The 24,040-nt window shown below is 67.3% G+C and carries 17 protein-coding genes; 14 read left to right on the top strand and 3 right to left on the bottom strand.

Features of this window, described 5'->3' with window-relative positions:
- The first annotated feature begins 24 nt into the window (after positions 1-24).
- A complete protein-coding gene (locus tag B7R21_RS14260) occupies positions 25-3,924 on the top strand; it encodes a DNA-directed RNA polymerase subunit beta' (protein ID WP_116283910.1) in 3,900 nt (1,299 codons plus the stop codon).
- A gap of 70 nt (positions 3,925-3,994) precedes the next feature.
- Complete coding sequence (locus B7R21_RS14255; protein WP_253259821.1) at positions 3,995-5,107, top strand: DUF475 domain-containing protein; 1,113 nt, start codon at positions 3,995-3,997, stop codon at positions 5,105-5,107.
- Here the strand turns inward: B7R21_RS14255 and B7R21_RS14250 are convergent.
- Both B7R21_RS14250 and B7R21_RS14245 read right to left on the bottom strand, forming a co-directional pair.
- Positions 5,100-6,290, bottom strand: coding sequence for an FAD-dependent oxidoreductase (locus B7R21_RS14250; protein WP_116283908.1), 1,191 nt, complete (start codon positions 6,288-6,290; stop codon positions 5,100-5,102). The two genes, B7R21_RS14255 and B7R21_RS14250, sit on opposite strands and share 8 nt — an antisense overlap.
- The gene (locus tag B7R21_RS14245; protein ID WP_147305899.1) at positions 6,277-7,179 is read right to left on the bottom strand and encodes a spermidine synthase; all 903 of its coding nucleotides are present in this window, start codon (positions 7,177-7,179) and stop codon (positions 6,277-6,279) included. The genes B7R21_RS14250 and B7R21_RS14245 overlap by 14 nt, the downstream gene beginning before the upstream one ends.
- A gap of 171 nt (positions 7,180-7,350) precedes the next feature.
- Here B7R21_RS14245 and B7R21_RS14240 point away from each other — a divergent pair, with 171 nt between their 5' ends.
- The 10 genes from B7R21_RS14240 (at position 7,351) to B7R21_RS14190 (ending at position 21,631) form a co-directional block, all read left to right on the top strand.
- On the top strand, positions 7,351-10,605 hold the full coding sequence (locus B7R21_RS14240) for an MMPL family transporter (protein WP_216364245.1): 3,255 nt from the start codon (positions 7,351-7,353) through the stop codon (positions 10,603-10,605).
- The gene (locus tag B7R21_RS14235; protein ID WP_116283906.1) at positions 10,602-12,527 is read left to right on the top strand and encodes a YhgE/Pip family protein; all 1,926 of its coding nucleotides are present in this window, start codon (positions 10,602-10,604) and stop codon (positions 12,525-12,527) included. The genes B7R21_RS14240 and B7R21_RS14235 overlap by 4 nt, the downstream gene beginning before the upstream one ends.
- A gap of 26 nt (positions 12,528-12,553) precedes the next feature.
- Positions 12,554-13,795 carry a hypothetical protein gene (locus B7R21_RS14230; RefSeq protein ID WP_116283905.1) on the top strand — a complete coding sequence of 414 codons (1,242 nt, stop codon included), beginning with the start codon at positions 12,554-12,556 and terminating at the stop codon, positions 13,793-13,795.
- Between the two features lie 36 nt (positions 13,796-13,831).
- Entirely contained in the window at positions 13,832-14,410 is a 579-nt protein-coding gene (locus tag B7R21_RS19755; protein ID WP_147305898.1) for a hypothetical protein, read from the top strand.
- A gap of 352 nt (positions 14,411-14,762) precedes the next feature.
- Positions 14,763-15,137 (top strand): 30S ribosomal protein S12, encoded by a 375-nt coding sequence (rpsL, locus tag B7R21_RS14220; protein ID WP_116283903.1) that lies wholly within the window; start codon positions 14,763-14,765, stop codon positions 15,135-15,137.
- Positions 15,137-15,607, top strand: a complete 471-nt coding sequence (rpsG, locus tag B7R21_RS14215; RefSeq protein ID WP_116283902.1) for a 30S ribosomal protein S7 — start codon at positions 15,137-15,139, stop codon at positions 15,605-15,607. Before rpsL ends, rpsG begins: the two co-directional genes overlap by 1 nt.
- A gap of 103 nt (positions 15,608-15,710) precedes the next feature.
- Positions 15,711-17,828 (top strand): elongation factor G, encoded by a 2,118-nt coding sequence (gene fusA / locus B7R21_RS14210; RefSeq protein WP_116283901.1) that lies wholly within the window; start codon positions 15,711-15,713, stop codon positions 17,826-17,828.
- A 116-nt stretch (positions 17,829-17,944) separates the two neighbouring features.
- Entirely contained in the window at positions 17,945-19,135 is a 1,191-nt protein-coding gene (tuf, locus tag B7R21_RS14205; RefSeq protein ID WP_116283900.1) for an elongation factor Tu, read from the top strand.
- A 421-nt stretch (positions 19,136-19,556) separates the two neighbouring features.
- Positions 19,557-20,513: a hypothetical protein gene (locus tag B7R21_RS14195; RefSeq protein ID WP_147305897.1), complete on the top strand. Its 957-nt coding sequence runs from the start codon at positions 19,557-19,559 to the stop codon at positions 20,511-20,513.
- A gap of 146 nt (positions 20,514-20,659) precedes the next feature.
- Positions 20,660-21,631 (top strand): DNA topoisomerase IB, encoded by a 972-nt coding sequence (locus tag B7R21_RS14190; protein WP_116283897.1) that lies wholly within the window; start codon positions 20,660-20,662, stop codon positions 21,629-21,631.
- 25 nt (positions 21,632-21,656) lie between these two features.
- Here the strand turns inward: B7R21_RS14190 and B7R21_RS14185 are convergent, their stop codons facing one another.
- Complete coding sequence (locus B7R21_RS14185; RefSeq protein ID WP_253259820.1) at positions 21,657-22,139, bottom strand: winged helix-turn-helix transcriptional regulator; 483 nt, start codon at positions 22,137-22,139, stop codon at positions 21,657-21,659.
- 64 nt (positions 22,140-22,203) lie between these two features.
- Here B7R21_RS14185 and B7R21_RS14180 point away from each other — a divergent pair, with 64 nt between their 5' ends.
- Both B7R21_RS14180 and rpsJ read left to right on the top strand, forming a co-directional pair.
- Positions 22,204-23,421 carry an MFS transporter gene (locus tag B7R21_RS14180; RefSeq protein ID WP_253259819.1) on the top strand — a complete coding sequence of 406 codons (1,218 nt, stop codon included), beginning with the start codon at positions 22,204-22,206 and terminating at the stop codon, positions 23,419-23,421.
- A 306-nt stretch (positions 23,422-23,727) separates the two neighbouring features.
- Positions 23,728-24,036 carry a 30S ribosomal protein S10 gene (gene rpsJ / locus B7R21_RS14175; protein WP_104242452.1) on the top strand — a complete coding sequence of 103 codons (309 nt, stop codon included), beginning with the start codon at positions 23,728-23,730 and terminating at the stop codon, positions 24,034-24,036.
- Positions 24,037-24,040 lie beyond the last annotated feature (4 nt).

The raw sequence follows: 24,040 nt of genomic DNA, 5'->3' as shown, positions 1-24,040 counted from the left end.
GTTTTTCCAGGAGAGAAGAAAAAATTGCTCGACGTTACAACATTTGACGAACTGCGGATCGGTCTCGCTACGGCTGATGACATCCGCAAGTGGTCGCACGGTGAGGTCAAGAAGCCCGAGACGATCAACTACCGCACACTGAAGCCCGAGAAGGACGGCCTCTTCGGAGAGCAGATCTTCGGGCCGAGCCGTGACTGGGAGTGCTCGTGCGGCAAGTACAAGCGAGTGCGCTTCAAGGGCATCGTCTGTGAGCGCTGCGGTGTCGAGGTGACGAAGTCGTCTGTGCGCCGTGAGCGTATGGGCCACATCGAGCTCGCCGCCCCCGTCACGCACATCTGGTACTTCAAGGGCGTTCCGTCCCGCCTCGGCTACCTGCTCGACATGGCTCCGAAAGACCTCGAGAAGGTCATCTACTTCGCGGCCTACATGATCATCTCGGTCGACGAGGACGGCCGTCACGAAGACATGCCCGGCCTCGAGAACGAGCTCCGGCTCGAGATCAAGGCCCTCAGCGACCAGCGCGACAGCCGGATCGCCGACCGTCTTCAGAAGCTCGAGAACGACCTGGCTGCCCTCGAGGCAGAAGGCGCCAAGAGCGACCAGAAGCGCCGGACGAAAGACGGCGCCGAGAAGGAGATGGGCCAGGCCCGCAAGTCCTTCGACGAGCAGATCGCCCAGCTCGAGCGCGTGTGGGAGGACTTCCGCAGCCTCAAGGTCGGCGAGCTGAAGCCCGAAGACTCCGTGTTCCACGAGCTGCAGGACCGTTACGGCCAGTACTTCGAGGCCTACATGGGTGCCGAGGCGATCAAGAAGCGCCTGGAAGCTTTTGATCTTGCAACTGAGTCGGACACGCTGCACCTGCAGATCTCCGAGGGCAAGGGCCAGAAGAAGATCCGCGCCATCAAGCGCCTCCGGGTCGTCAACTCGTTCCTGATCACCGGCAACTCGCCGGCCGCGATGGTTCTCGACGTGGTCCCCGTGATCCCGCCGGAACTCCGCCCGATGGTGCAGCTGGATGGTGGCCGCTTCGCGACAAGCGACCTCAACGACCTCTACCGTCGCGTGATCAACCGCAACAACCGTCTTCGTCGCCTCCTTGACCTCGGTGCCCCCGAGATCATCGTCAACAACGAGAAGCGGATGCTGCAGGAGGCCGTCGACGCACTGTTCGACAACGGCCGCCGTGGTCGCCCGGTCACGGGTACCGGCAACCGCGCTCTGAAGTCCCTGAGCGACATGCTCAAGGGAAAGCAGGGTCGGTTCCGCCAGAACCTGCTCGGCAAGCGCGTGGACTACTCGGGCCGTTCGGTCATCATCGGTGGTCCCCAGCTGAAGCTTCACCAGTGCGGTTTGCCCAAGCAGATGGCCCTGGAGCTGTTCAAGCCGTTCGTGATCAAGCGCCTGATCGATCTGAGCCACGCCCAGAACATCAAGGCCGCGAAGCGTATGGTCGAGCGGAGCCGCCCCCAGGTGTGGGATGTGCTCGAGGAGATCATCCGCGAGCGTCCGGTCATGCTGAACCGTGCACCCACGCTGCACCGACTGGGCATCCAGGCTTTCGAGCCCCAGCTCGTCGAGGGCAAGGCGATCCAGCTGCACCCGCTCGTCTGCACCGCGTTCAACGCGGACTTCGACGGTGACCAGATGGCCGTGCACCTTCCGCTGTCGGTGGAGGCCCAGGCCGAGGCGCGCATCCTGATGCTCGCGTCGAACAACATCCTGAAGCCGTCCGACGGCCGCCCGGTGACCCTGCCCACACAGGACATGATCATCGGCCTGCACCACCTGACGACTCTCCGCGAGGGCGTCGTCGGTGAGGGCCGTGCGTTCTCGAGCGTTGCCGAGGCCATCCTGGCGAAGGACCAGGGCACCCTCGACCTCAATGCCAAGGTGCGCATCCGCCTCGAGAACATCACCTTCGCCGAGGGTGAAGCTCCCGAGAACGCTGTGTTGGCCGAGGGCAACCACGCCCCCGGTGTCACGCTGGTCGAGACATCCCTCGGTCGCGCGCTCTTCAACGAGACGCTGCCGACCGATTACCCGTACGTCGAAGCCGTCGCAGACAAGGGCCAGATCTCGGCCATCGTCAACGACCTCGCCGAGCGGTACCCGAAGGTCGAGGTTGCTGCAGCGCTCGACCGCATCAAGGATGCCGGTTTCTACTGGGCCACCCGCTCAGGCGTCACCGTCGCTCTCTCCGACGTTCTGACCCCGCCGAACAAGCGCGAGATCGTTGCGACCTACGAGAAGCTCGCCGCCAAGGTGCAGACGCAGTACGAGAAGGGTCTGACCACCGACGCCGAGCGTCGCCAGGAACTGATTCAGATCTGGACCAAGGCGACTGAAGACGTCGCCGAGGCCATGCAGGCGAACTTCCCGGCGAACAACACCATCAACCGCATGGTGACGTCGGGTGCTCGTGGTAACTGGCTGCAGATCCGCAACATCGCGGGTATGCGAGGACTGGTGAACAACCCGAAGGGTGAGATCATCCCTCGCCCGATCATCTCGTCGTACCGTGAGGGCCTCAGTGTTGCTGAGTACTTCATCGCGACGCACGGTGCTCGCAAGGGACTCGCCGACACGGCTCTGCGTACCGCCGACTCCGGGTACCTCACCCGTCGTCTGGTGGATGTCTCGCAGGATGTCATCATTCGTGAAGACGACTGCGGCACCACCAAGGGCCTCGACCTGGCCATCGCGGCGCACGACGCCAATGGTGTGCTCATCAAGGACTCGAACGTCGAGAACTCGGTGTTCGCCCGGAGCCTGGCCGCCGACGCAGTCGACGCCAAGGGTACGGTCGTAGCCGAAGCCGGCGAGGACATCGGCGACGTGCTGATCGACAAGCTGGTCGAGGCCGGTGTCGAGAACATCAAGGTGCGCTCGGTTCTGACCTGCGAGTCGGCCGTCGGTGTGTGTGCTGCCTGCTACGGCCGCTCGCTCGCCACCGGACTGCTGGTGGACATCGGAGAGGCCGTCGGCATCATCGCCGCACAGTCGATCGGTGAGCCCGGCACCCAGCTGACCATGCGTACCTTCCACACGGGTGGTTCCGCATCGGCTGACGACATCACGCAGGGTCTGCCCCGCGTGCAGGAGCTCTTCGAAGCACGTACCCCCAAGGGTGCGTCGCCCATCGCAGAAGCTGCTGGCCGCATCACCATCGAAGACACCGACCGCAGCCGCAAGCTGATCCTCACGCCCGACAACGGCGACGAGGCCATCGCCTACCCGGTGCTGAAGCGTGCCAGCCTCCTCATCGAGGACGGCGACCACGTGGAGCTCGGAACGCAGCTGCACATCGGTGCGATCGACCCGAAGGAGGTTCTCCGGGTTCGCGGCGTCCGCGCCGTGCAGGAGCACCTCGTCGGTGGTGTGCAGGGTGTCTACCGCTCGCAGGGTGTGCCGATCCACGACAAGCACATCGAGGTCATCGTTCGCCAGATGCTCCGCAAGGTGACTGTCGTCGACCACGGTGACACCGACCTGCTCCCCGGTGAGCTCGTCGACCGCCAGCGCTACAACATCCTCAACCGTGAGGCGCTGACCGAGGGTCGCAAGACCGCTTCGGCCCGCCAGGAGGTCATGGGTATCACCAAGGCCTCCCTCGCGACCGAGTCCTGGCTCTCTGCCGCTTCCTTCCAGGAGACCACGCGTGTTCTCACGCAGGCCGCCATGGAGGGCAAGAGCGACCCGCTCGTCGGGCTCAAGGAGAACGTCATCATCGGAAAGCTCATCCCGGCTGGAACCGGACTCCAGAAGTACCGCAACGTCACCGTTGAGGCAACCGAGGAGGCCAAGGCCGAGCGCTACCCGAACCGCATCTTCACCGATGACGCGGTGTTCTCGGAGGCTGACCTGTCGTTCGTCGACTTCGACAGCTTCTCGAGCGACGACTACACGCCCGGTACCTACAACTAGGCGGTAGCTGCAGGATCGGAAGGGCCCTCTCACCTCGGTGAGGGGGCCCTTCTCCGTTCCGCACCTAGACTTGCCTGATGACTCGGAATGGATGCACGTGCTGAAGAACTTCGGTTGGTCGTTCGCCGTGCTCCTGGTGGGCCTCGCGCTCGGCTTCCTCTACGGCGGCCCCGCAGCCCTGGTGCTGGTGGTGGTGCTGAGCGTGCTCGAGATCTCGCTCTCGTTCGACAACGCGGTGGTCAACGCCACGATCCTCGAGCGCATGAACGCGGCGTGGCAGCGCATCTTCCTCACCGTCGGTGTCATCATCGCCGTCTTCGGCATGAGGCTGGTCTTTCCGTTCCTCGTCGTCGCGGTGACGGCGGGGCTCGGGCCGGTGCAGGCCGTGCAGTTGGCATTCGAGAAGGGTGACCCGGCCGTTCCGGGCACGTACGGCTTCATCCTGAACGCAGCTCATCCGGCGATCGCCGGTTTCGGCGGCATGTTCCTGTTGATGCTGTTCCTCGACTTCATGTTCGACGAACGCGAAGTTCTCTGGATCAAGCCGGTCGAGAAGGTGCTGCAGACCGTCGGACGGGTTCCGGGAGCGAGCGTGATCGTCTCGATCATCGTGCTCGTGCTGGTCTCGCAGTTCGTGGCCGAAGACCCGGGCACGGTGTTGCTGAGCGGCGTGATCGGTATCGGATCGTTCCTGCTGGTCACCGCCCTCGGACAGGTGTTCGAGCAGTCGGCCGAGGAGGGCGGCGGCGAGGACGTCGACCCCGTCAAGCCCGGCCGGCAGGTCAAGGTCGTCGTGGGGCGCGCGGCGTTCTTCCTCTTCCTCTATCTCGAGGTTCTGGATGCGAGTTTCTCGTTCGACGGCGTCATCGGCGCCTTCGCCATCACGTCAGACCCGATCGTGATCGCCATCGGGCTCGGTGTCGGGGCGATGTTCATCCGGTCGCTCACGATCTTCCTGGTGCGCCAGGGCACCCTCAGCCAGTTCGTCTATCTCGAACACGGGGCGCTCTGGGCGGTCGGGGCCCTGGCGGTGATCCTGCTGGTCTCGATCCGGGCAGACATTCCCGACGTGGTCACCGGGCTCGTGGGCATCGTGTTCATCGGCGCGGGATTCCTGTCGAGCATCGTGCGCAACCGGCGTATCGGAGTAAGCGACGCGGCCGAGCCGGCGACGGTCAGCTGAGCGCTGCCAACACCTCCAGCACCTGCAGCGCCACCAGCCGGCCCGCACGGTTCGCGCCGATCGTCGACGCCTGCGGCCCGTATCCCGCAAGGAACACCCGGGGGTCGCGCTCGGCCCTGCCCTGGGTCGCGGCCACACCGCCGCCCGGCTCCCGGAGGCCCAGAGGGTCGAGATGGCCGAGCTCCGACCGGAAGCCCGTGGCCCAGATGATGGCGTCGGCCGGCTCGAAGCTGCCGTCGGCGAAACGCACGCCGCCCGGTTCGATGCCGGTGAACAGGGGCCGCGCCACCAGAACGCCCCGCCGGGCCGCGTCCAGATTGCGGGCCGTGGCGGGCAGGCCGGTTCCGCTGATGATGCTCGGCAGCACGCGGCCCTCCCGGGCCGCATCGTTCTGCTGCGCGACCGCGGCGAGCCGGCCCTCCATGCTCGCGCTCGCCTCACCCGGCTCCTCGCCCGCGAACGAGACCGGGCGACGGGTGACCCAGGTGACGGATGCCGCGATCCCCTCCAGCTCGAGCACGAAACCCACGGCGGAGGTGCCGCCACCGACGACGACCACCCGCCGGCCCCCGAACTCGGCGGCCGAGCGGTACTCGGGGGTGCTCAGTTGACGACCGCGGAACGTCTCGATGCCGGTGATGTACGGGCGGATCGGTGCGCCCCACGTGCCGGTCGCGTTGACCAGTAGATCGGCGATGACGGTGCCCCGGGTCGCGCCGTCGCCCGCCCCGCGACGGTAGTCGACGCGAAGCGGCGCCGCCCGGGCATCCGACGCCCGCGCGGCCTCCCGTACCGACGTCACCGCCACCGGCCGGAAGACCGCGAGCCCGAAGTGCCGCTCGTACTCCGCGTAGTACTCACCCACCACATCGCGCGCCGCGCGGCCCTGGTCGGCGGTCTCGAAGCTCAGCCCGAGCTCCCGCATGCCGGGAAGATCGTTGACGCGGTGGGCGGTGCCGAGCCGCAGCGACTCCCAGCGGAACTGCCACGCGCCCCCGGCGGCGGGGGAACGGTCGAGCACGACCAGATCCTGGCCGGGCGCCAGGCCTCTGTGCGCCAGGTGGTGGGCCACCGACAGCCCGGCCTGCCCAGCACCGACCACCACCACCCGGGCGTGCGCGGGGATGGCCGGCAGAGGGAAGCCGCTGGCGGCGCCGGGGGAGTGCGGCTCAGCCACGGGCATCCGGAGCCTCCCCGGCTGCCCGCGCGCGGACGCTCGGAGCCTCCGCGGCTACCCGATCGCGGAGATACCCCGCGCCGGAACCCGACACGACGGCATCCCGCACCGGGCGCGCAGCACCGATGAAGGAGGTCAGGCGGTCGGCCCCCACCAGTCCGCTCGGGTGCGGGCCCGCTGCCTGGAGCCCGGCCTGCAGCGAGGCGAGGCCACGCCACCGGGAGGCGAACAGCACGGCGTTGCCCTCGTCGAGCTGGTCGGTGAGTCCCGCTGCGCCGGTGACCAGCACAGTCGGAAACACCTCTGCGAGCGTCGCGGCGCTCGCCCGGGCGACGGGCAGGCCCGCATCGTCGGCCACGTTGACGGCGAGGACCCCGCCGGTGCTGAGAAGCGCCGTGACCTCGCGGTAGAACTCCACACTCGTCAGGTGGGCCGGTGTGGTCGAGCCGAGGTAGACGTCGGCGACGATGAGGTCGTAGCCGTCGGCCCCGGATGCCCGGTCGAGCCCCGCGCGGGCGTCGTCGATGATCACGCGGAGCTCGGTGCCGGGCGGCAGTGGCGCCGCCTCCGTCACGAAGTCGAACAGGTCGGACTCGTATTCGATCACGGTCTGCGGCGAACCCGGCCGGGCCAGGGCGAGATGGCGGGCCAGTGTCAGGGCGCCTCCACCGAGGTGCAGCACCCGGAGCGGAACGCCCGCCGGTGCGAGCAGGCCGGCGAGGTTCGCGATGCGGCGGAGGTAGTCGAACCGCAGCTCCAGGGGGTCGCCCGTGTAGACGTGCGACTGCTGCTCATCACCGATGCAGAGGGTGAGACCCGCGCCACCGAGATCGTCGGCGCGGAGTTCTGCGGCCAGCCCGCTCAGGCGGAGGCGACGGTGCACCGGGGGATTCATCCGCACCAGCCTAAGGTGTGCAACCGGGCGCGCCCCCCACCTTCGGGTGAACCTCCCCACCTGTTTTTGCTTCCCCACTTGGCTGTCCGCTATCTTGAGCGTTGAGCACCCCGACTTCCGAAGTCATCGCCTGGTATGACCCTCGCTGGGTGCCATCTGACGGGGGCCATGATGGCTGTACTGCTGTATCGGATCGGCGCGTTCGCAGCCCGGAGACACTTCCTCGTCATGGCTGTGTGGCTGCTGATCGTGATGGCCGCCGTGGGCGGTGCGCTCGCCTTCCCCGGCAAGGGATCGGCTGCGGTCGAGATCCCGGGAACGCAGTCGCAGACGGCCATCGACCTGCTCGGCAGCCGGTTCCCCGCAGCCAACGGCGGCAGCTCCAAGGTCATCTTCGTCGCACCCTCCGGGCAGAGCATCCGGAGCTTCGAATCTCAGATCTCCGGTGTGGCGGCGAAGATGAAGACGTTGCCCGGCCAGTCGAGCGTCACCGATCCGTTCGACACGTCGGGGCCCCCCGCCGTGGCGGCCGCCGCCGCAGCGCAGATCGCCCCCGACAACTCGATGGCCTACATCTCGATCGCCTACTCGGTGCCGGCCACCGATCTCACCGACGCCGACACCGAGGCCCTCGAAGCGATGGGCGACAGCATCGCAGAGAACGGCCTGACCGTCGCCTACGCAGGGGTCAAGGCGCCAGAGCCCGCGTCGGACCCGTCGCAGGAGGCGGGCAGCCTCGTCGTCGCCCTGATCATCCTGGCCATCACCATCGGCTCGCTCCTCGCGGCCGGCATGCCCCTGATCACCGCGATCTTCGGAGTGGTCATCTCGACCTCGTCGATCACGATCGTCTCGGACTTCGTCACGATCTCCTCGTCTGCGCCGATCCTCGCCCAGATGCTCGGCTTGGCGGTCGGCATCGACTACTCCCTCTTCATCGTCTCGCGGCACCGCTCCCAACTCGCGGCCGGCGTGCCCGCCCGGGAGTCCGTCGCCATCGCGAACTCCACCGCGGGCAGCGCTGTGGTCTTCGCTGGCATCACCGTGATCATCGCCCTGATCGGCCTGTCGGTGGTGAACATCCCGTTCCTGTCGATCATGGGTCTCGGCGCGGCGTTCGGCGTGCTGCTCGCCGTCGCCGCGGCGCTCACCCTGCTGCCGGCCATCCTCGGACTCCTCAACACGAAGCTCGTTCCGAGGCCCGATTCCCGAACCGCGAAGCGCGAACGGGAGATGCAGAACCCCGCGCCGGGCACGAAGCCGACCCTCGGCAGGCGGTGGGTGCGGCTCGTCACGCGTCGACCGCTGATCACGGCGATCGTCGTTCCGTTGGCGTTGCTGGCACTGGCCTTCCCGGCGCTCCACCTCGCCCTCACCGTGCCCGATGCGGGCTACCAGGCCCCCGGCTCCCAGGCCCGTGTCGCCTATGATCTGCTCGACAGAGGCTACGGCCCCGGCTTCAACGGCCCGCTGCTGATCACCGCGGACATCGGATCGGTCGAGGCGCAGAACCTCCAGGCTGCGCTCGATGCCCTCGGCAAGCAGTTCACCGGCATCGCCGACGTCGACTCGGTGAGCCCGGTCATCCCGAACAGCGCCCTCGACATGGCGATCGTCTCGCTGACGCCGTCGAGTGGTCCCGATTCCGATGCCACGAAACAGCTCGTCCAGACCCTCCGCAACGACGCTCCTGCATTCGAGGCAGCAAACGGATTCACGTACATGGTCACCGGCCAGACCGCGGTGGCGATCGACATCTCCCAGCAGCTGGGCGACGCCCTGCCGATCTTCGCCCTCGTCGTGGTCGGGCTCTGCCTCGTGCTGCTGACGATGGTCTTCCGGTCGCTGGCAGTGCCGATCAGTGCGACCCTCGGCTTTCTGCTCTCTGTCGCCGCCTCGCTCGGCGTCGTGACGCTCGTCTTCAACGACGGGGTGCTCGCAGACCTCCTCGGTGTGCAGAAGGTCGGGCCGGTGATCAGCTTCATGCCGATCCTCGTGATGGCCGTGCTGTTCGGGCTGGCGATGGATTACCACGTGTTCCTCGTCTCCCGTATGCGCGAGGAGTTCTCGCGCACCGGCGAGGGGCGGGAATCCGTTCTCGACGGTTTCAGCGCAGCAGCCCGAGTGGTGACCGCGGCGGCCCTCATCATGTTCAGCGTCTTCGCCTCGTTCGTTCCGGGATCGGGTGCCGCAGTGCAGCCGCTTGCCTTCGCGCTGGCCGTCGGCGTGCTCATCGACGCATTCCTCGTTCGCATGACCCTCATCCCCGCGGTCATGGCCATGCTCGGAACCCGCGCCTGGTACCTGCCGGCGTGGCTCGGGCGGCACCTGCCGAACGTCGACATCGAGGGTGAGAAGGTGCACGAGCTGATCGCGGCCCGCGACTGGCGGCCGGGGGATGCCGAGTCGGCCGCGCTCGCGCACGGCGCTCCGGATGCTGCCCCTGAGGTCGAAGCGCAGAGCCCTGCCTCCGAGGTCGAGGCGCAGAGCCCTTCCACCGATGGCGAAGCCCCGGCCCCCGTCACCCGCTCAGCTGCCGCCGCCGAGAAGCGGATGCTCGCAAAAGTCGCCGCAGCCGAGGCGAAAGCTGCCCGGAAGGCCGCCCGCGCGGCGCAGCTCGCCCCACCCGTGGCGCGCCCCGCGATCACCGACGCGGTCGCGGCCGGATCCCTCACGCTCGCAGGCCAGCAGCCGTTCGACCTCGTCACCCCGTCCGGCGGGATCGCGCTGGTGCTCGAGGAGCCGGGTGCGGATTCCCATCTCGGTGCCGATGTGGCCGGGGCCGCCGTGCTGGCCGCTCTGACGGGCAGGCTCCCTCGCTTCGCCGGTCACCTCAGTGTGCTGGGTCATCCGCAGCCGTTCGAGGCTTCCGCCCTCCGCCGGCGCACCCGGCTGGTGGCCGACGTCGACGCCGACGGGTCTGCGCTGACGGTCGGCGAGTACCTTCTCGGCGAGGTGAGGCTCGATGCCCCCCGGGGCGAACGGCACAGGCAGCTCGAGCGGGTCGGCGCCCACCTCCGGGTGCTCGAAGACGTGGTGGCGGGATCGCCGGATGCCGGTGCCACACCCGTGGCCTCCGACCAGTCCACCCCGATGAGGGCTCTCGGCGTGCCGGCACGCTGGTGCATCGACGTGGCACTCGCTCTGGCGTCCTCGGCCGAGTTGATCGCCATCGACCTGCGTCCGCTCCCCGCGCCGCTCGTCGCCGAGCTCCTCGCCGCGGTCGCCGTCCAGGCGGGTCATGGCGTGACGCTGGTGTGCGCCGTCCAGGGCTCCGCTGCCGGGTTCCCCGAGCAGGTCGTCGACGCTCACCGGGGCGGGCACGCCGAGACCCCCGCCGTACCCCTCTCCCTCGCGGGCCGCCCCCTCGTCATCCTGCATCTCGCTGCCGCACCGATCCCGACCGAACAGGGAGCCCTCGTATGAGCATGCTGTCGACACTCCTGAAATCCGCCGACCGTGCCCCACGATCATCCGTCACCCGGATGATCGCCCTGGTGCTGGCCGTCGCTACACCGCTGCTCGTGGCGGGGGTCGCCGTCTCTGCCTTCTCGAACACGGCAGAGGGAGCGACGGGCGCTCCCAACCTGCCGGCCGCCATCGTGAACCTCGACGCCACGACCAAGACCCTGGTGAACGGTGTCGAGACGACGGTTCCCGCCGGGAAGCTCCTGACCGCGCAGCTCATCAGCGGCCAGGCCGGCAGCGGATTCAGCTGGAAGCTCACCAACGCCGACGACGCCACAGCGGGCCTCGACTCGGGCGCCTATTCGGCGGTCGTCACCATACCGAGCAACTTCTCCGAGCTCTACGTCTCGACGGGCACCACCAGCCCGGCTGCCGCCTCCCTCGAGGTGAAGACCAATGGTGCCCAGAGCTACGTGGCCGCCCTGCTCGCCTCGGCACTCGCGACGAACGTCAACGAGGCGCTCTCCGCGAGCGTGACCCAGAGCTACGTGAAGGGACTGCTCGGCGGGTTCACGAGCATCCACGACCAGCTGACGACCACCGCGGAGAAGAGTGGGGAGCTCGTGACCGTCGCCGGCCAGGTGTCGACGCTCGGCGCGGGAATGGCCGACGGGATCGGCAAACTCACCGGAGGCGCCGAGACTCTCAGCTCGGGCCTCGAGAAGGCGTCGACGTCGCTCGCACCCCTGCCGGGCGCCACCCGCGGACTGGCCGAACTCTCCGGAGTCGCCCGTGACGGCAGCGCGCTGCTCTCCGACGGGATCACCGACACGGCGAAGAAGCAGGACAGCATCGAGGCGCGGCAGCTGGAGCTGAACGTCGAGATCGCCGACCTGTCGACCGACCTGCCGAAGCTCACGACGGCCGAGGTGGCGTCGAGGGTCGCCGCCATCAAGAAGTTGTCCGACGACGTCGCCCTCTCGAGCCTCGACGTGGGGCTCTCCCTCGATGCCGGTGCGGTGGCCGGGGCGCTGTTGAAAGATGGCAACGCCCTGATCTCGAAGGGCACGACCGCACTCGCCGACAGCATGCCGACCCTCGTGACCGGAATCGCCGGGGCAGCCACGGGCGCGTCGGGACTGACCGGCGGGCTCCAACAGCTGAACGGGTACGCGCCGCAGCTCGTCCAGGGCACGGCCGGCGTGGCCTCGGGGGTCAGCGCACTGTCGTCCGGCCTCGGCACCGCGGCGGCGGCGGTGCCGAGCTACACGGCCGACCAGCAGGCGACATTCGCCACGGTGGTGGCCACCCCGGTGGTGACGACCGTGACCGACAGCCAGGCCCTGCCGAGCGCCCAGGTCGCCACCGCGACGGTGATGATCCCCGTCGCGCTCTGGTTGGGGGCGTTCGCGCTCTACCTGCTCCTGACACCGTTCACGGCGCAGGCCCTGTCGTCGTCGGCGGGTGGATGGCGCATCCTGAGGCAGTCGCTGCTGCCGGCGCTCGGGCTGGCCGTCGTACAGGCGCTCGCCGTGATCGTCGGGCTGCAGCTGATCGGCGTCTCCTCGGCGAACCCTCTCGGGAGCTCCCTCTTCGTGCTGGGTCTCTCCGTCGCCTTCGTCGTCGTGCACCAGGGACTCATCGCCCTGTTCGGACGGGTGGGCCGGATGCTCTCGCTCGCCTTCCTCGTGCTCCAGGTCGCCGCTGCGGGGGTACTGGTGCCCGCAGCCCTCAGCCCGGGCTGGTTCCAGACGCTCTCGTCGATCCTGCCGCTCTCCGCCGCCGTGCGCGGGATGCAGGGGCTCCTCACCGGTGCGGGATCCGACGGCGGAGCGGCCATCGGGGGAGTCGTCGTGACGCTCGTCGTCGTAACCGGGCTAGGCCTGGCGTTCACCCTGGTCGCGATTTCCCGGCGGCGCAGCGTGACCTCCCTCAGCTGAGGCGGGACTGTGAGTAAAGTGTGCGCATGAGCACAGACGACCGCACCGAAGACGACGCCCCGAACCGGGTCGAGAACGCCGGGCCGCCGCCCGCAGAGCCGGGTGCGCCGGGCCCGGCCTTCGCCGGGGAGCCCGCCGCAGACAGCGTCTACGCAGAAGCCGCGTACCCCGCCGACGGCGCATCGGGCGGCTCGGATGCTGCGGATGCCTCGATCGAAGCGGTCCCGGAGTCCGACGCTCAGCCGGCCTTCGTGCCGGCCACGACTCCCGCGCCGATCGCCGAACCCCGAACGGACGGCGCGGAGGTCGTCGACCCGCCCGCCGTGCCCGACACAGTGCCCCGCTGGGAGGCGCCGGGTGGTCAGTCGCCTGCGTCGACCGCAGCCAGCGACCAGATGCCCGCGGAGTCCGCAGCGTCGGCCGCCGACACCGGTGCCGTCGCGTACCCGGCGGCGGCGTTCATCCCGCCACCCGCCGCCTTCGCGCCCCCCGTCACGCCCGCATCCACCTCGCAGAGCGCCTCATCCGCCTCATCCCCCTCATCCCCCTCCGACAGCGCGATGTCCGGGGCGGCACCGCTGTCGCAGACCACAGGAGGGCCCGCACAGGGTGCCCCCGCCGGGACGGCTGCCGTCAGCCCGAACGGTGTCTACCCCGCAGCGGCCTTCGCGGCGCCCACGGCGATCGCCGTCCCGATCCTGACGCCCCCGAAGCGCCGCAGCAACCGCGGCTTCGGCATCCTCGTCTCTCTCCTCGCAGCCCTCGTCTTCGCTGTCGTCTACGCTGCAGCGGCAGCCGCGATCCTCTCGTTCTCGGTTCCCGGCTCGCGACTCGTCTCCGTGGTGGGCCAGTTCGCGGCGAGCCCGGCGTTCTACGTTCCGGTGATCTTCTTCGCCCTCGCCCTCATCCTCACCGTGGTGATCGTGAACCGTGCCGGCTGGTGGGCCTACGTGCTCGGAGGCTTCCTGATCGGTGTCGTCGTGTACGGCGCCACGATCCTCGGAGCACTCCTCGCCGTACAGGCGTGGACTCTCTCGGGCTCGGACATCACCAGCTTCGTGAAGTCGCTCGTGATGGATCCGCTCACTCTCGCCGGTGCGTTGGTCGCCCGCGAGGTGCCGATCTGGGCAGGGGCCTGGATCGCCTCGCACGGTCGCAAACTGAAGGCGAAGAACGCACTCGCCCAACAGGAGTACGACGCAAAGCTCTCCGAGACGCCGGTGGCGCAGTACCCGACGGGGGAGCCGCAGTACGCTCCGACAGCCTAGCCGAGTCTTCTTCATTTAATGAGCTAAGCTCAGAGAGTGAAGAAGATCCCACTCATCGTGCTCGGAGTCATCGTGGTGGTTGCCGCCGCGATCGGCATCGGTTTTGCTCTGGGCGCGCCCCAGGGTACCACGTCGCGTGCGTCGGCGCCAGCATCCACCTCACCGGTTCCGTCGCCGAGTGGGTCGCCTTCGCCCCGAACGACCGCCCCGGCAACGGCTGCCCCGACTTCGACCGCCCCAGCACCGGGCGACCCGGCACCTGACCCAGCCGCGGGTGGGTCGGGTGCCGGAGATGCGGCAGGGCCCGCCTTCACGTCGGGGTCGGCCACGTCGAGCGTCACCTGCCCGGTGCCGGGCGAGGGCCCTGCCGGCTCGACGGCTGCGTCGCCCGACGTGCAGCTGAGTTGGTCGGGCAATGGTGCCGAGACGGCCTTCGTGGGCGTCGACACGACGGATGCCCGTGCCGAGCCGTACTCCGAGGTGAGCCCGGGCGGGTCGATCTCCATCCCCTTCGCGTGCCCCGCGCGGAGCCACACCTACACAATCACCCTGGTCGGCCCGGGTGGGCAGCGCAGCAAGACGTTCACGGTGCAGAACACCGGCTATCGCGGGTAGTGCAGGGCCCTGCCGCCATTTGACCCCGGCCGTCACAGCGGGTAATATTTCCGAGGTGTGCGCTTTGTCGTGCTCTCGTGCCGTGCCCGTCTCTGGTTCCCTCCAGCGGAGGGCGGTTCCGGGCCAGACATGCATCATACAAAGCAGGGCTCGATCGAAGGTGCCGGTTCCGCCGGCCCCGTGACTCGGCCCCCACGGCATACCTACCCCCGACAGGCGCCTGAGACCCAGGTCCCGCGCGTTTGCAGGTAGGTCCAAATGAACTCGACTGACAGGGCCCAGGCCTTGACGCGTTCGAATGCTAATCATCAGTAGCAGCTGTCACCGTGCAGTAAACACAAGGAGTCATGTAGTGCCTACCATTCAGCAGTTGGTCCGTAAGGGCCGCTCGCGCAAGGTCACCAAGACCAAAGCGCCTGCTCTCAAGTCAAACCCGCAGCAGCGCGGCGTATGCACCCGTGTGTACACCACCACCCCGAAGAAGCCGAACTCGGCTCTCCGCAAGGTCGCCCGTGTCAAGCTCTCCAACGGCACCGAGGTCACCGCCTACATTCCCGGTGAAGGCCACAACCTCCAGGAGCACTCGATGGTGCTCGTTCGCGGGGGTCGTGTGAAAGACCTCCCCGGCGTCCGTTACAAGATCGTCCGCGGCGCCCTCGACACCCAGGCTGTCAAGAACCGCAAGCAGGCTCGCAGCCGTTACGGCGCGAAGATGGAGAAGAAGTAATGCCTCGAAAAGGACCCGCTCCCAAGCGCCCCGTCGTCGCAGACCCCGTCTACGGCGCACCGATCGTCAGCCAGCTCGTCAACAAGATCCTCCTCGACGGCAAGAAGGGCCTTGCCGAGCGCATCGTCTATGACGCACTCGAGGGCGTATCCACCAAGAACGGTGCCGACGCTGTCGTGACCCTCAAGAAGGCGCTCGACAACGTGCGTCCGACCATCGAGGTCAAGAGCCGTCGTGTCGGTGGCTCGACCTACCAGGTTCCCGTCGAGGTCAAGCCTCACCGTGCGAACACGCTGGCACTTCGTTGGCTCACCACCTACGCGAAGGGTCGTCGTGAGAAGACGATGACCGAGCGCCTCACCAACGAGATCCTCGATGCGTCGAACGGTCTCGGAGCGGCAGTCAAGCGCCGTGAGGACACCCACAAGATGGCCGAGTCGAACAAGGCCTTCGCGCACTACCGCTGGTAACCAGTTCCATCGGTGAGTGGTTCGCCCGGCGGCGCCTGGCGAACCACTCACCTGTAAAGCTCGATTCAGCTTTATCCCGCAGCAATCCAATCGGAGGAAATCCGTGGCACAGGACGTGCTTACCGACCTGAACAAGGTCCGCAACATCGGCATCATGGCCCACATCGATGCCGGCAAGACCACCACTACCGAGCGCATCCTGTTCTACACGGGTATCACCCACAAGATCGGCGAAGTGCACGACGGTGCAGCCACCATGGACTGGATGGCGCAGGAGCAGGAACGTGGCATCACGATCACGTCCGCTGCCACCACGTGCTTCTGGAACAACAACCAGATCAACATCATCGACACCCCCGGCCACGTGGACTTCACGGTCGAGGTGGAGCGTTCGCTCCGCGTGCTCGACGGTGCCGTCGCCGTCTTCGACGGCAAGGAGGGCGTCGAGCCCCAGTCGGAGACCGTGTGGCGCCAGGCCGACAAGTACGACGTGCCCCGCATCTGCTTCGTCAACAAGATGGACAAGCTGGGCGCCGACTTCTACTTCACCGTCGACACCATCGTCAAGCGCCTCGGCGCCCGCCCGCTCGTCATCCAGCTCCCCATCGGTGCTGAGTCGAGCTTCGAGGGTGTCGTCGACCTCGTCGAGATGCGCGCGCTGACCTGGCGTGGCGACTCCAAGGGTGACGTCGAGCTCGGTGCGAAGTACGAGATCGAGGAGATCCCGGCCGACCTGGCCGAGCAGGCAGCGGAGTACCGCGAGAAGCTCATCGAGGTCGTTGCCGAGACCAGCGACGAGCTGCTCGAGCGTTACCTCTCCGGTGACATCGACTTCTCTGTCGCCGAGATCAAGGCTGCCATCCGCAAGCTCACGGTCAACAGCGAGATCTACCCGGTCCTCTGCGGTTCCGCGTTCAAGAACCGTGGCGTCCAGCCGATGCTGGATGCCGTCGTCGACTACCTGCCGAGCCCGCTCGACGTGCCGAGTGTCGAAGGACACGACGTGCGCGACGAGGAGATCATCATCTCCCGCGGCGCGAACTCCACCGACCCGTTCGCCGCTCTGGCGTTCAAGGTCGCGGTCCACCCCTTCTTCGGTCGCCTGACCTACATCCGCGTCTACTCGGGTCACGTCGACTCGGGTGCGCAGATCATCAATGCGACCAAGGGCAAGAAGGAGCGCATCGGCAAGATCTTCCAGATGCACGCCAACAAGGAGAACCCGGTCCCCTCCGTGACGGCCGGTCACATCTACGCCGTCATCGGCCTGAAGGACACCACCACCGGTGACACCCTGGCCGACCCGGCGCACCCGGTCGTGCTGGAGTCGATGACCTTCCCCGAGCCCGTCATCGAGGTCGCGATCGAGCCGAAGACGAAGGCTGACCAGGAGAAGTTGGGCCTGGCCATCCAGAAGCTGGCCGAAGAGGATCCGACCTTCCGCACCGAGCAGAACCAGGACACCGGCCAGACCGTCATCAAGGGAATGGGCGAGCTCCACCTCGACATCCTGGTCGACCGCATGCGTCGTGAGTTCAACGTCGAGGCCAACGTGGGCAAGCCCCAGGTGGCCTATCGTGAGACGATTCGCCGCACGGTCGACAAGCACGACTACACGCACAAGAAGCAGACGGGTGGATCGGGTCAGTTCGCCAAGATCCAGATCTCGATCGAGCCTCTTGAAGTGACGGCCGACAAGGTCTACGAGTTCGAGAACAAGGTGTCGGGTGGCCGCGTGCCGCGCGAGTACATCCCCTCGGTCGACCAGGGAATGCAGGCAGCCATGGCTGTCGGCGTGCTCGCCGGTTACCCGATGGTCGGTGTCAAGGGCATTCTGCTCGACGGTGCATCGCACGATGTCGACTCCTCGGAGATGGCGTTCAAGATCGCCGGCACCATGGCGTTCAAGGAGGCGGCTCGCAAGGCGAGCCCCGTTCTCCTCGAGCCGCTGATGGCCGTCGAGGTGCGCACGCCCGAGGAGTACATGGGCGACGTCATCGGCGACCTCAACTCCCGTCGTGGCCAGATCCAGTCCATGGAGGATGCCACCGGCGTGAAGGTCATCCGTGCTAACGTCCCGCTGAGCGAAATGTTCGGTTACGTCGGTGACCTGAGGTCGAAGACCTCGGGCCGCGCCGTGTACTCGATGACGTTCGACAGCTACGCGGAGGTTCCGAAGGCAGTTGCCGACGAGATCATCCAGAAGAACAAGGGCGAGTAACACACTCGCCTGCCGGCCCCTCCCGGGCCTAGTAATATAACTAATCAACACCCCGCTGAGCAGCCGGTCGACACTCTCGATCGGCCGCTCAGCATGAAAGTCCTGAGGAGGACCCAGTGGCCAAGGCCAAGTTCGAGCGGACTAAGCCGCACGTAAACGTCGGAACAATCGGTCACGTCGACCACGGAAAGACCACGCTCACCGCGGCCATTTCCAAGGTTCTGGCTGACAAGTACCCGGCGTACAACAAGACCTTCAACTTCGACCAGATCGACTCTGCGCCCGAAGAGAAGCAGCGTGGTATCACGATCAACATCTCGCACATCGAGTACGAGACCGAGAAGCGTCACTACGCCCACGTCGACGCCCCGGGTCACGCTGACTACATCAAGAACATGATCACCGGTGCGGCTCAGATGGATGGCGCGATCCTCGTCGTGGCCGCCACTGACGGCCCCATGGCTCAGACCCGCGAGCACGTTCTGCTCGCCCGCCAGGTGGGCGTGCCCTACCTGCTGGTCGCGCTGAACAAGTCCGATGCTGTCGACGACGAAGAGATCCTTGAGCTCGTCGAGCTCGAGGTTCGTGAGCTCCTCTCGAGCCAGAACTTCGACGGCGACAACGCCCCGGTCATCCGTGTGTCCGCACTCAAGGCGCTCGAGGGCGACCCCGAGTGGACCAAGTCGATCGAAGAGCTGATGGACGCGGTCGACGCTTCCATCCCCGACCCGATCCGCGACAAGGACAAGCCGTTCCTCATGCCCATCGAGGACGTCTTCACGATCACCGGTCGTGGAACCGTCGTCACGGGCCGCGCAGAGCGCGGAACCCTCGCCATCAACTCCGAGGTCGAGATCGTCGGTATCCGCCCGACGCAGAAGACCACGGTCACGGGTATCGAGATGTTCCACAAGCAGCTCGACGAGGCCTGGGCCGGCGAGAACTGTGGTCTGCTCCTTCGTGGCACCAAGCGCGAAGACGTCGAGCGCGGCCAGGTTGTCGTCAAGCCCGGTTCGGTTACTCCGCACACCGGCTTCGAGGGCACCGCTTACATCCTCTCCAAGGATGAGGGTGGCCGTCACAACCCGTTCTACACGAACTACCGCCCGCAGTTCTACTTCCGCACCACCGACGTCACCGGCGTCATCACGCTGCCCGAGGGCACCGAGATGGTCATGCCCGGCGACACCACCGACATCAGCGTTGAGCTCATCCAGCCCATCGCGATGGAGGAGGGCCTCGGCTTCGCCATCCGTGAGGGTGGCCGCACCGTCGGCGCCGGAACGGTGACCAAGGTCACCAAGTAGTCCCAGCACCACTGGTTCGCCCTCCGGGCGACACCGCAAGAAGGGCCGCACTCCTCAGGGGGTGCGGCCCTTCTTGCGTCAAGGCTCAGCTCTCTCGTCAAGGCTCAGTTCTCTCGTCAAGGCCCAGCTCTCGTCAAGGCCCAGCGTCTGCGGGTGATCTCCGGTTGCGTCAAACCCTCCACCAACCCCTCCTCCTCGCGGGCGCCCGCCTCGCCACCCCTGGCTTTCTCGTGAGTGCGAGCCGTTCTGCTGAGCGCGATCGCCCTGCGCCTCGCTCTCAGCGTGTAAGGACGCTCTCACCGCCACGCGTCGCTGGCTCGCCGCCGCAGACAGCGTCGTGCACAGGGCGCCCGGGCGCGGCGTTGTCCACAGATCGTGGCCGGCGGGTGTTCGGGGTTCAGTGACAGCCGACGCTGGAGCGATGAACCTCGCCGAAAGCCTCAGCATCCGCGCAGCCCTCCTGTTTGGCTGCGACCGTCCGCACGTCGACGCGCATGTGCGCCCCTACTCCCGCCGACCTGACCTCCTCCGTCTTCAGCCCGGCGTCTACGCGCCGCTCGGGGAGTGGAAGCGATGGGACTCCGAATCCCGTCACCTGGCTCGTCTTCACGCCGCGCTTCTCGTGCGTCGAAACCCGATGATCGTCTCAGGGGAGTCCGCGGCGGCGGTCTGGGGATACCCCCGGATCGGTGCCTTCCCGACCGAAGTGCATCTCACCACCATGACCGGCCCAAGCGCGCACAACGGTCCCGGTGTGCGCGTGCATCGCGACCTCGTGCCACCCGAGGATCTCAGCAGCCACCGCGGACTGACGCTCACCAGCCCAGCAAGAACCTTGATCGACCTGGCGCGGACAGCTTCGGCCATGCAGTCTCTCGCGGCCGTCGACAGCGCTCTCCGCCGTCGTCCGAACGAAGCAGGCAGCACCACGAAGGCCGACTTGTGCCACCAGCTCGGACGCGTCACGACGAAGCGGGGCACCGCAAGAGCTCGCTGGGTGGTCGAATTCTCCGATGGTGGCGCGGCGAACCCCGGCGAGTCATGGAGCAGGCTCCGGATTGCCGAACTCGGCTTCGTGCCCGCTCGACTGCAGACCGAGCATCCGAATCCGCTCGGCGGGCGGTACTACACAGACTTCGAGTGGCCGGAACTGCGGCTGATCGGCGAGTTCGACGGCAAGGGCAAGTACCTCAAGCCCGAATACCTGGGGAGCCTGACGCCTGGAGAGGCGGTCTACCGCGAGAAACGCCGTGAGGATCACCTTCGAGACCGGGGTTACCGTTTTGTGCGCTGGGGCTGGCCCGAACTCGAGCATTCAGAGCGACTCGCGTCCCTCCTTTCCGGTGCCGGAGTACCACGGCTCCGACCAGCCCGGTGAGAGCGGCTGGCTCTGCTGAGCGCAACTGCCTGGCGGCGCCCCCTCGGCAGATGGAGTCGCGCTCACGGGCGCGGGGCCGGGAGGCGCCGGCGTCGAGGGCGAGAGCGAGAGGCGCGGGCGCGGGCGGTCGGCGGTAGGGTCGGGGGATGGTCAGGTTGCGGCGGAGCGATTCGAGCGGCAGGGGGCTGCGACGGCTGCGGGCCGGCACGGGCTTCACGTACCAGGATGTCGACGGCGCCACGCTCCGCGACTCGGAGCTCCGCGCCCGCATCGAGCACCTCGCTATTCCACCCGCGTGGACCGACGTCTGGATCGCCCCGCATGCGAACGGCCACATCCAGGCCACGGGTATCGACGCCGCGGGCCGCCGACAGTACATCTACCACCCGACCTGGCGTGAGCAGAATGACCGCATCAAGTTCGACAGGGCGCTCAGCCTCGCCGAGTCGCTGCCGCCCGCCCGGCGGAAGGTCACGATGGATCTCCGGCACGAGCATCCAGACCGGGAGCGTGCGTCCGCCACGGCCTTCCGGCTGCTCGATCAGGGCTCGCTGCGGGTCGGCAGTGAGCGCTACGCCGAGCAGCACGGGAGCTACGGCCTCTCCACGCTCCTCTGCGCGCACGTCGCGGTGCGGGGCGACGTCGTGCACCTCGCGTTCCCGGCCAAGAGCGGGCAGGCCTGGGAGTCCGACATCCGTGACGCCGAACTGGCGCGCATCGTCGGCGGGCTGAAGCGTCGCGGCCCGAACGCTCACCTGTTGGCGTACCGGGATGATCGGGGTCGCTGGCATCCGCTCGGCGCCCTCGACATCAACGCCTACGTGAAGGAGCAGACCGGGGGAGACTTCACTGCCAAGGACTTCCGTACCCTCCACGGCACGCTCGCCGCCGCGGTCAGTCTCGCGAAGGCCGGCCCGCAACCCACCGAGTACAGGCGGAAGCGTGCGCTCGCCCAGAGCATGCGCGATGCGGCTGCAGTGCTCAGCAACACCCCGACCATCGCGAAGAACAGTTACGTCGACCCGCGCCTCGTCGACAAGTACACCGAGGGCCTCACCATCGACCCCGCCCGGCTGGCGTCTGCCGAGTCCGAACTCCGCGCCCTGCTCTACGAATAGCGGGACGCCGGCGCACGGTGGTGGTTCACCATGTCGTGCCGGCGGCGGGGCCCGGAACGAGGGCGACCTCGTCGGGAGAGACGGCCGCACCCTTTTCGTCGACGAAGGCCAGCCCGACGTGGTCGCCGGTACCTGCCCGCTGCACCAGGGAGACACGTCCACCCGGCCAGGGGGTGTAGGAGTCCCCCCATTCCTGGAGCGCGACGAGAACCGTCTTCAGCGCGCGGCCGCGCTCGGTGAGGTGGTAGCTCGAGCGCTCGCGCGCCCCCGGCTCACGATACGCGCGTCGCTCGAGCACTTCGGCTTCCACCAGGGTCGCCAGGCGGGCGGTGAGGATGTCGCTCGGCACGCCGAGCGCGTCGCGGAACTCCGAGAACTTCGTCTGGCCACGGAAGGCGTTCCGAATGATCAGCAGCGACCATTTCTCCCCGACGATGTCGAGGCTGCGGTGGATCGAGCAGGCGTGTTCCTTCGCGGGTCGCGCCGGGGTCTTCGGGGGAGTGCTCACTCCATCAGGATAGATCCTCCCCGCCTAGATTCGCTATTCCAACTGAGCGGAGTAGGGTGAGCGGATGACCCCACGAATCTCCCGGCTCTCGAAGCGTGGCTCCTTCTGGGCGTCCGCCTCGGTGCTGGCCCTGTGCCTCTGGGCGAGTGGGGCCCCGTCGGTGCTCTACCCGACCTACGCCGCCGAATGGGAGCTGTCGTCGACGGTGATCACGACGATCTTCGCGACCTACCCCGTCGTGCTGTTGGTCGTGCTGCTCGTGTTCGGCAGCATCTCGGACACGATCGGCCGGCGTCGTGCCATGCTCGCGGGTGTCGGGCTGATCCTCGTGTCGGGACTGGTTTTCACAGCGGCTCCGGATGTCGCGTGGCTGTACATCGGCCGTGCCCTCCAGGGTGCCGGGGCGGGGCTTGCCATCGGGGCCGCCAGCGCCTCGCTCGTGGAGAACAACACCTCATCGAACCCCCGCCTGGCCAGTTCGCTCACAACGGCCTCCACCGCACTCGGTCTCACGCTCGCCCTCCTCGTGTCCGGGTCGCTGGCGCAGTATGCGCCCCTACCCGAACAGCTCAGCTATGGGGTTCTGGTGTTCCTCAGCGGCGTGGTGTTCGTCGCCGTCTTCATGATGCCCCAGCAGGCTCCGGATGCCCGGGTCACCCCCTGGCGCCCGCAGGCGCTGCACGTGCCGAGGCCTGCTCTCCGCGTCTTCGTGGTCGCGACCCTCGCCGTGTCTGTCGCCTACTCGGTGGGAGCCGTCTTCCTCTCCCTCGGAGCGTCGATCGCCCGGGAACTCACCGGCACCACGAACCTGCTGGTGATCGGTGCGCTCCTGGCGATCTCGTCGATCATGATCGGCATCACGGCAATCGTGCTGCAGCGCATCCACTCGCATCTGGCGGTGATCGTGGGGGCTGTGGTCTCCTTGGGTGGACTGGCCCTTCTCGAACTGTGCGCGTCGACGGGGTCGATCGCCCTGTTCCTGCTCTGGTGCATCGTCGGCGGCGTCGGCTACTCGCTCGTCTTCATGGGCGGGCTCGGCCTGATCAGTCGGGCGACCGAGCCCCGGCACCGGGGGGCGACGCTCTCGGCGCTCTACCTGTTCTCCTACCTCTTCCAAGCCGGGACGGCCATCGGAGCGGGTGTTCTCGCCACGGCGCTCGGCCTGGCCGTCTCCGTGGACGTCATCGCCCCGCTGGTCGGGATCCTGGCACTTCTCACCGCGATTCTGGCGGGCGTCGACTGGCGGGTGCGAGCACGGTCCCAGGTGCCGCTCGCCCAGTAACGACGCGACACGCCGACGCGACACGCCCGGGTTGCACGAGGCCATTCCATGTGGCAGACTCTCATAGTTCAGTAATACGGGTGGAAGTGTGCCCGCATCACTACCAGGCAGTGCATAGCTATGGATCCTCGATCTTGTAGGGCTAGGCCGCGGGTAGCAGGACACGGCTTGAAACACCCCCTCAGAACCCAGCTCTCCGCTGTGCGTCCGGGCGGGTCTTGACAGAACAAGAGTGATAATCGCGTCCAATGCGACGAGGGACAATCTCCCGAGCGTAAGACGCAAGACAAGAGAGATGAGTCAAACATGGCGGGACAGAAGATCCGCATTCGACTTAAGTCGTATGACCACGAGGTCATCGACAGCTCGGCGCGCAAGATCGTCGACACAGTCACTCGCGCAGGAGCAACCGTCGTCGGCCCCGTGCCGTTGCCGACGGAGAAGAACGTGATCGCAGTCATCCGTTCGCCCCACAAGTACAAGGACAGCTTCGAGCACTTCGAGAAGCGCACACACAAGCGCCTCATCGACATCATCGACCCGACGCCCAAGGCTGTCGACTCGCTGATGCGCCTCGATCTCCCGGCCGATGTCAACATCGAGATCAAGCTGTAGGACG

Source organism: Subtercola boreus (assembly GCF_003399625.1).
GTDB lineage: Bacteria > Actinomycetota > Actinomycetes > Actinomycetales > Microbacteriaceae > Subtercola > Subtercola boreus_C.
Note: the sequence above shows the minus strand (reverse complement) of the source record. Positions and strands in the feature narration are given on the sequence as shown.

Bases quoted from the DNA above. Each gene is read 5' to 3' on its own strand.
- B7R21_RS14250 (WP_116283908.1), bottom strand. From the start codon at position 6,290: ATGCCCGTGGCTGAGCCGCACTCCCCCGGCGCCGCCAGCGGCTTCCCT.
- B7R21_RS14245 (WP_147305899.1), bottom strand. From the start codon at position 7,179: ATGAATCCCCCGGTGCACCGTCGCCTCCGCCTGAGCGGGCTGGCCGCA.
- B7R21_RS14240 (WP_216364245.1), top strand. From the start codon at position 7,351: ATGGCTGTACTGCTGTATCGGATCGGCGCGTTCGCAGCCCGGAGACAC.
- B7R21_RS14235 (WP_116283906.1), top strand. From the start codon at position 10,602: ATGAGCATGCTGTCGACACTCCTGAAATCCGCCGACCGTGCCCCACGA.
- B7R21_RS14230 (WP_116283905.1), top strand. From the start codon at position 12,554: ATGAGCACAGACGACCGCACCGAAGACGACGCCCCGAACCGGGTCGAG.
- rpsG (WP_116283902.1), top strand. From the start codon at position 15,137: ATGCCTCGAAAAGGACCCGCTCCCAAGCGCCCCGTCGTCGCAGACCCC.
- B7R21_RS14195 (WP_147305897.1), top strand. From the start codon at position 19,557: ATGAACCTCGCCGAAAGCCTCAGCATCCGCGCAGCCCTCCTGTTTGGC.
- B7R21_RS14190 (WP_116283897.1), top strand. From the start codon at position 20,660: ATGGTCAGGTTGCGGCGGAGCGATTCGAGCGGCAGGGGGCTGCGACGG.
- B7R21_RS14180 (WP_253259819.1), top strand. From the start codon at position 22,204: ATGACCCCACGAATCTCCCGGCTCTCGAAGCGTGGCTCCTTCTGGGCG.
- rpsJ (WP_104242452.1), top strand. From the start codon at position 23,728: ATGGCGGGACAGAAGATCCGCATTCGACTTAAGTCGTATGACCACGAG.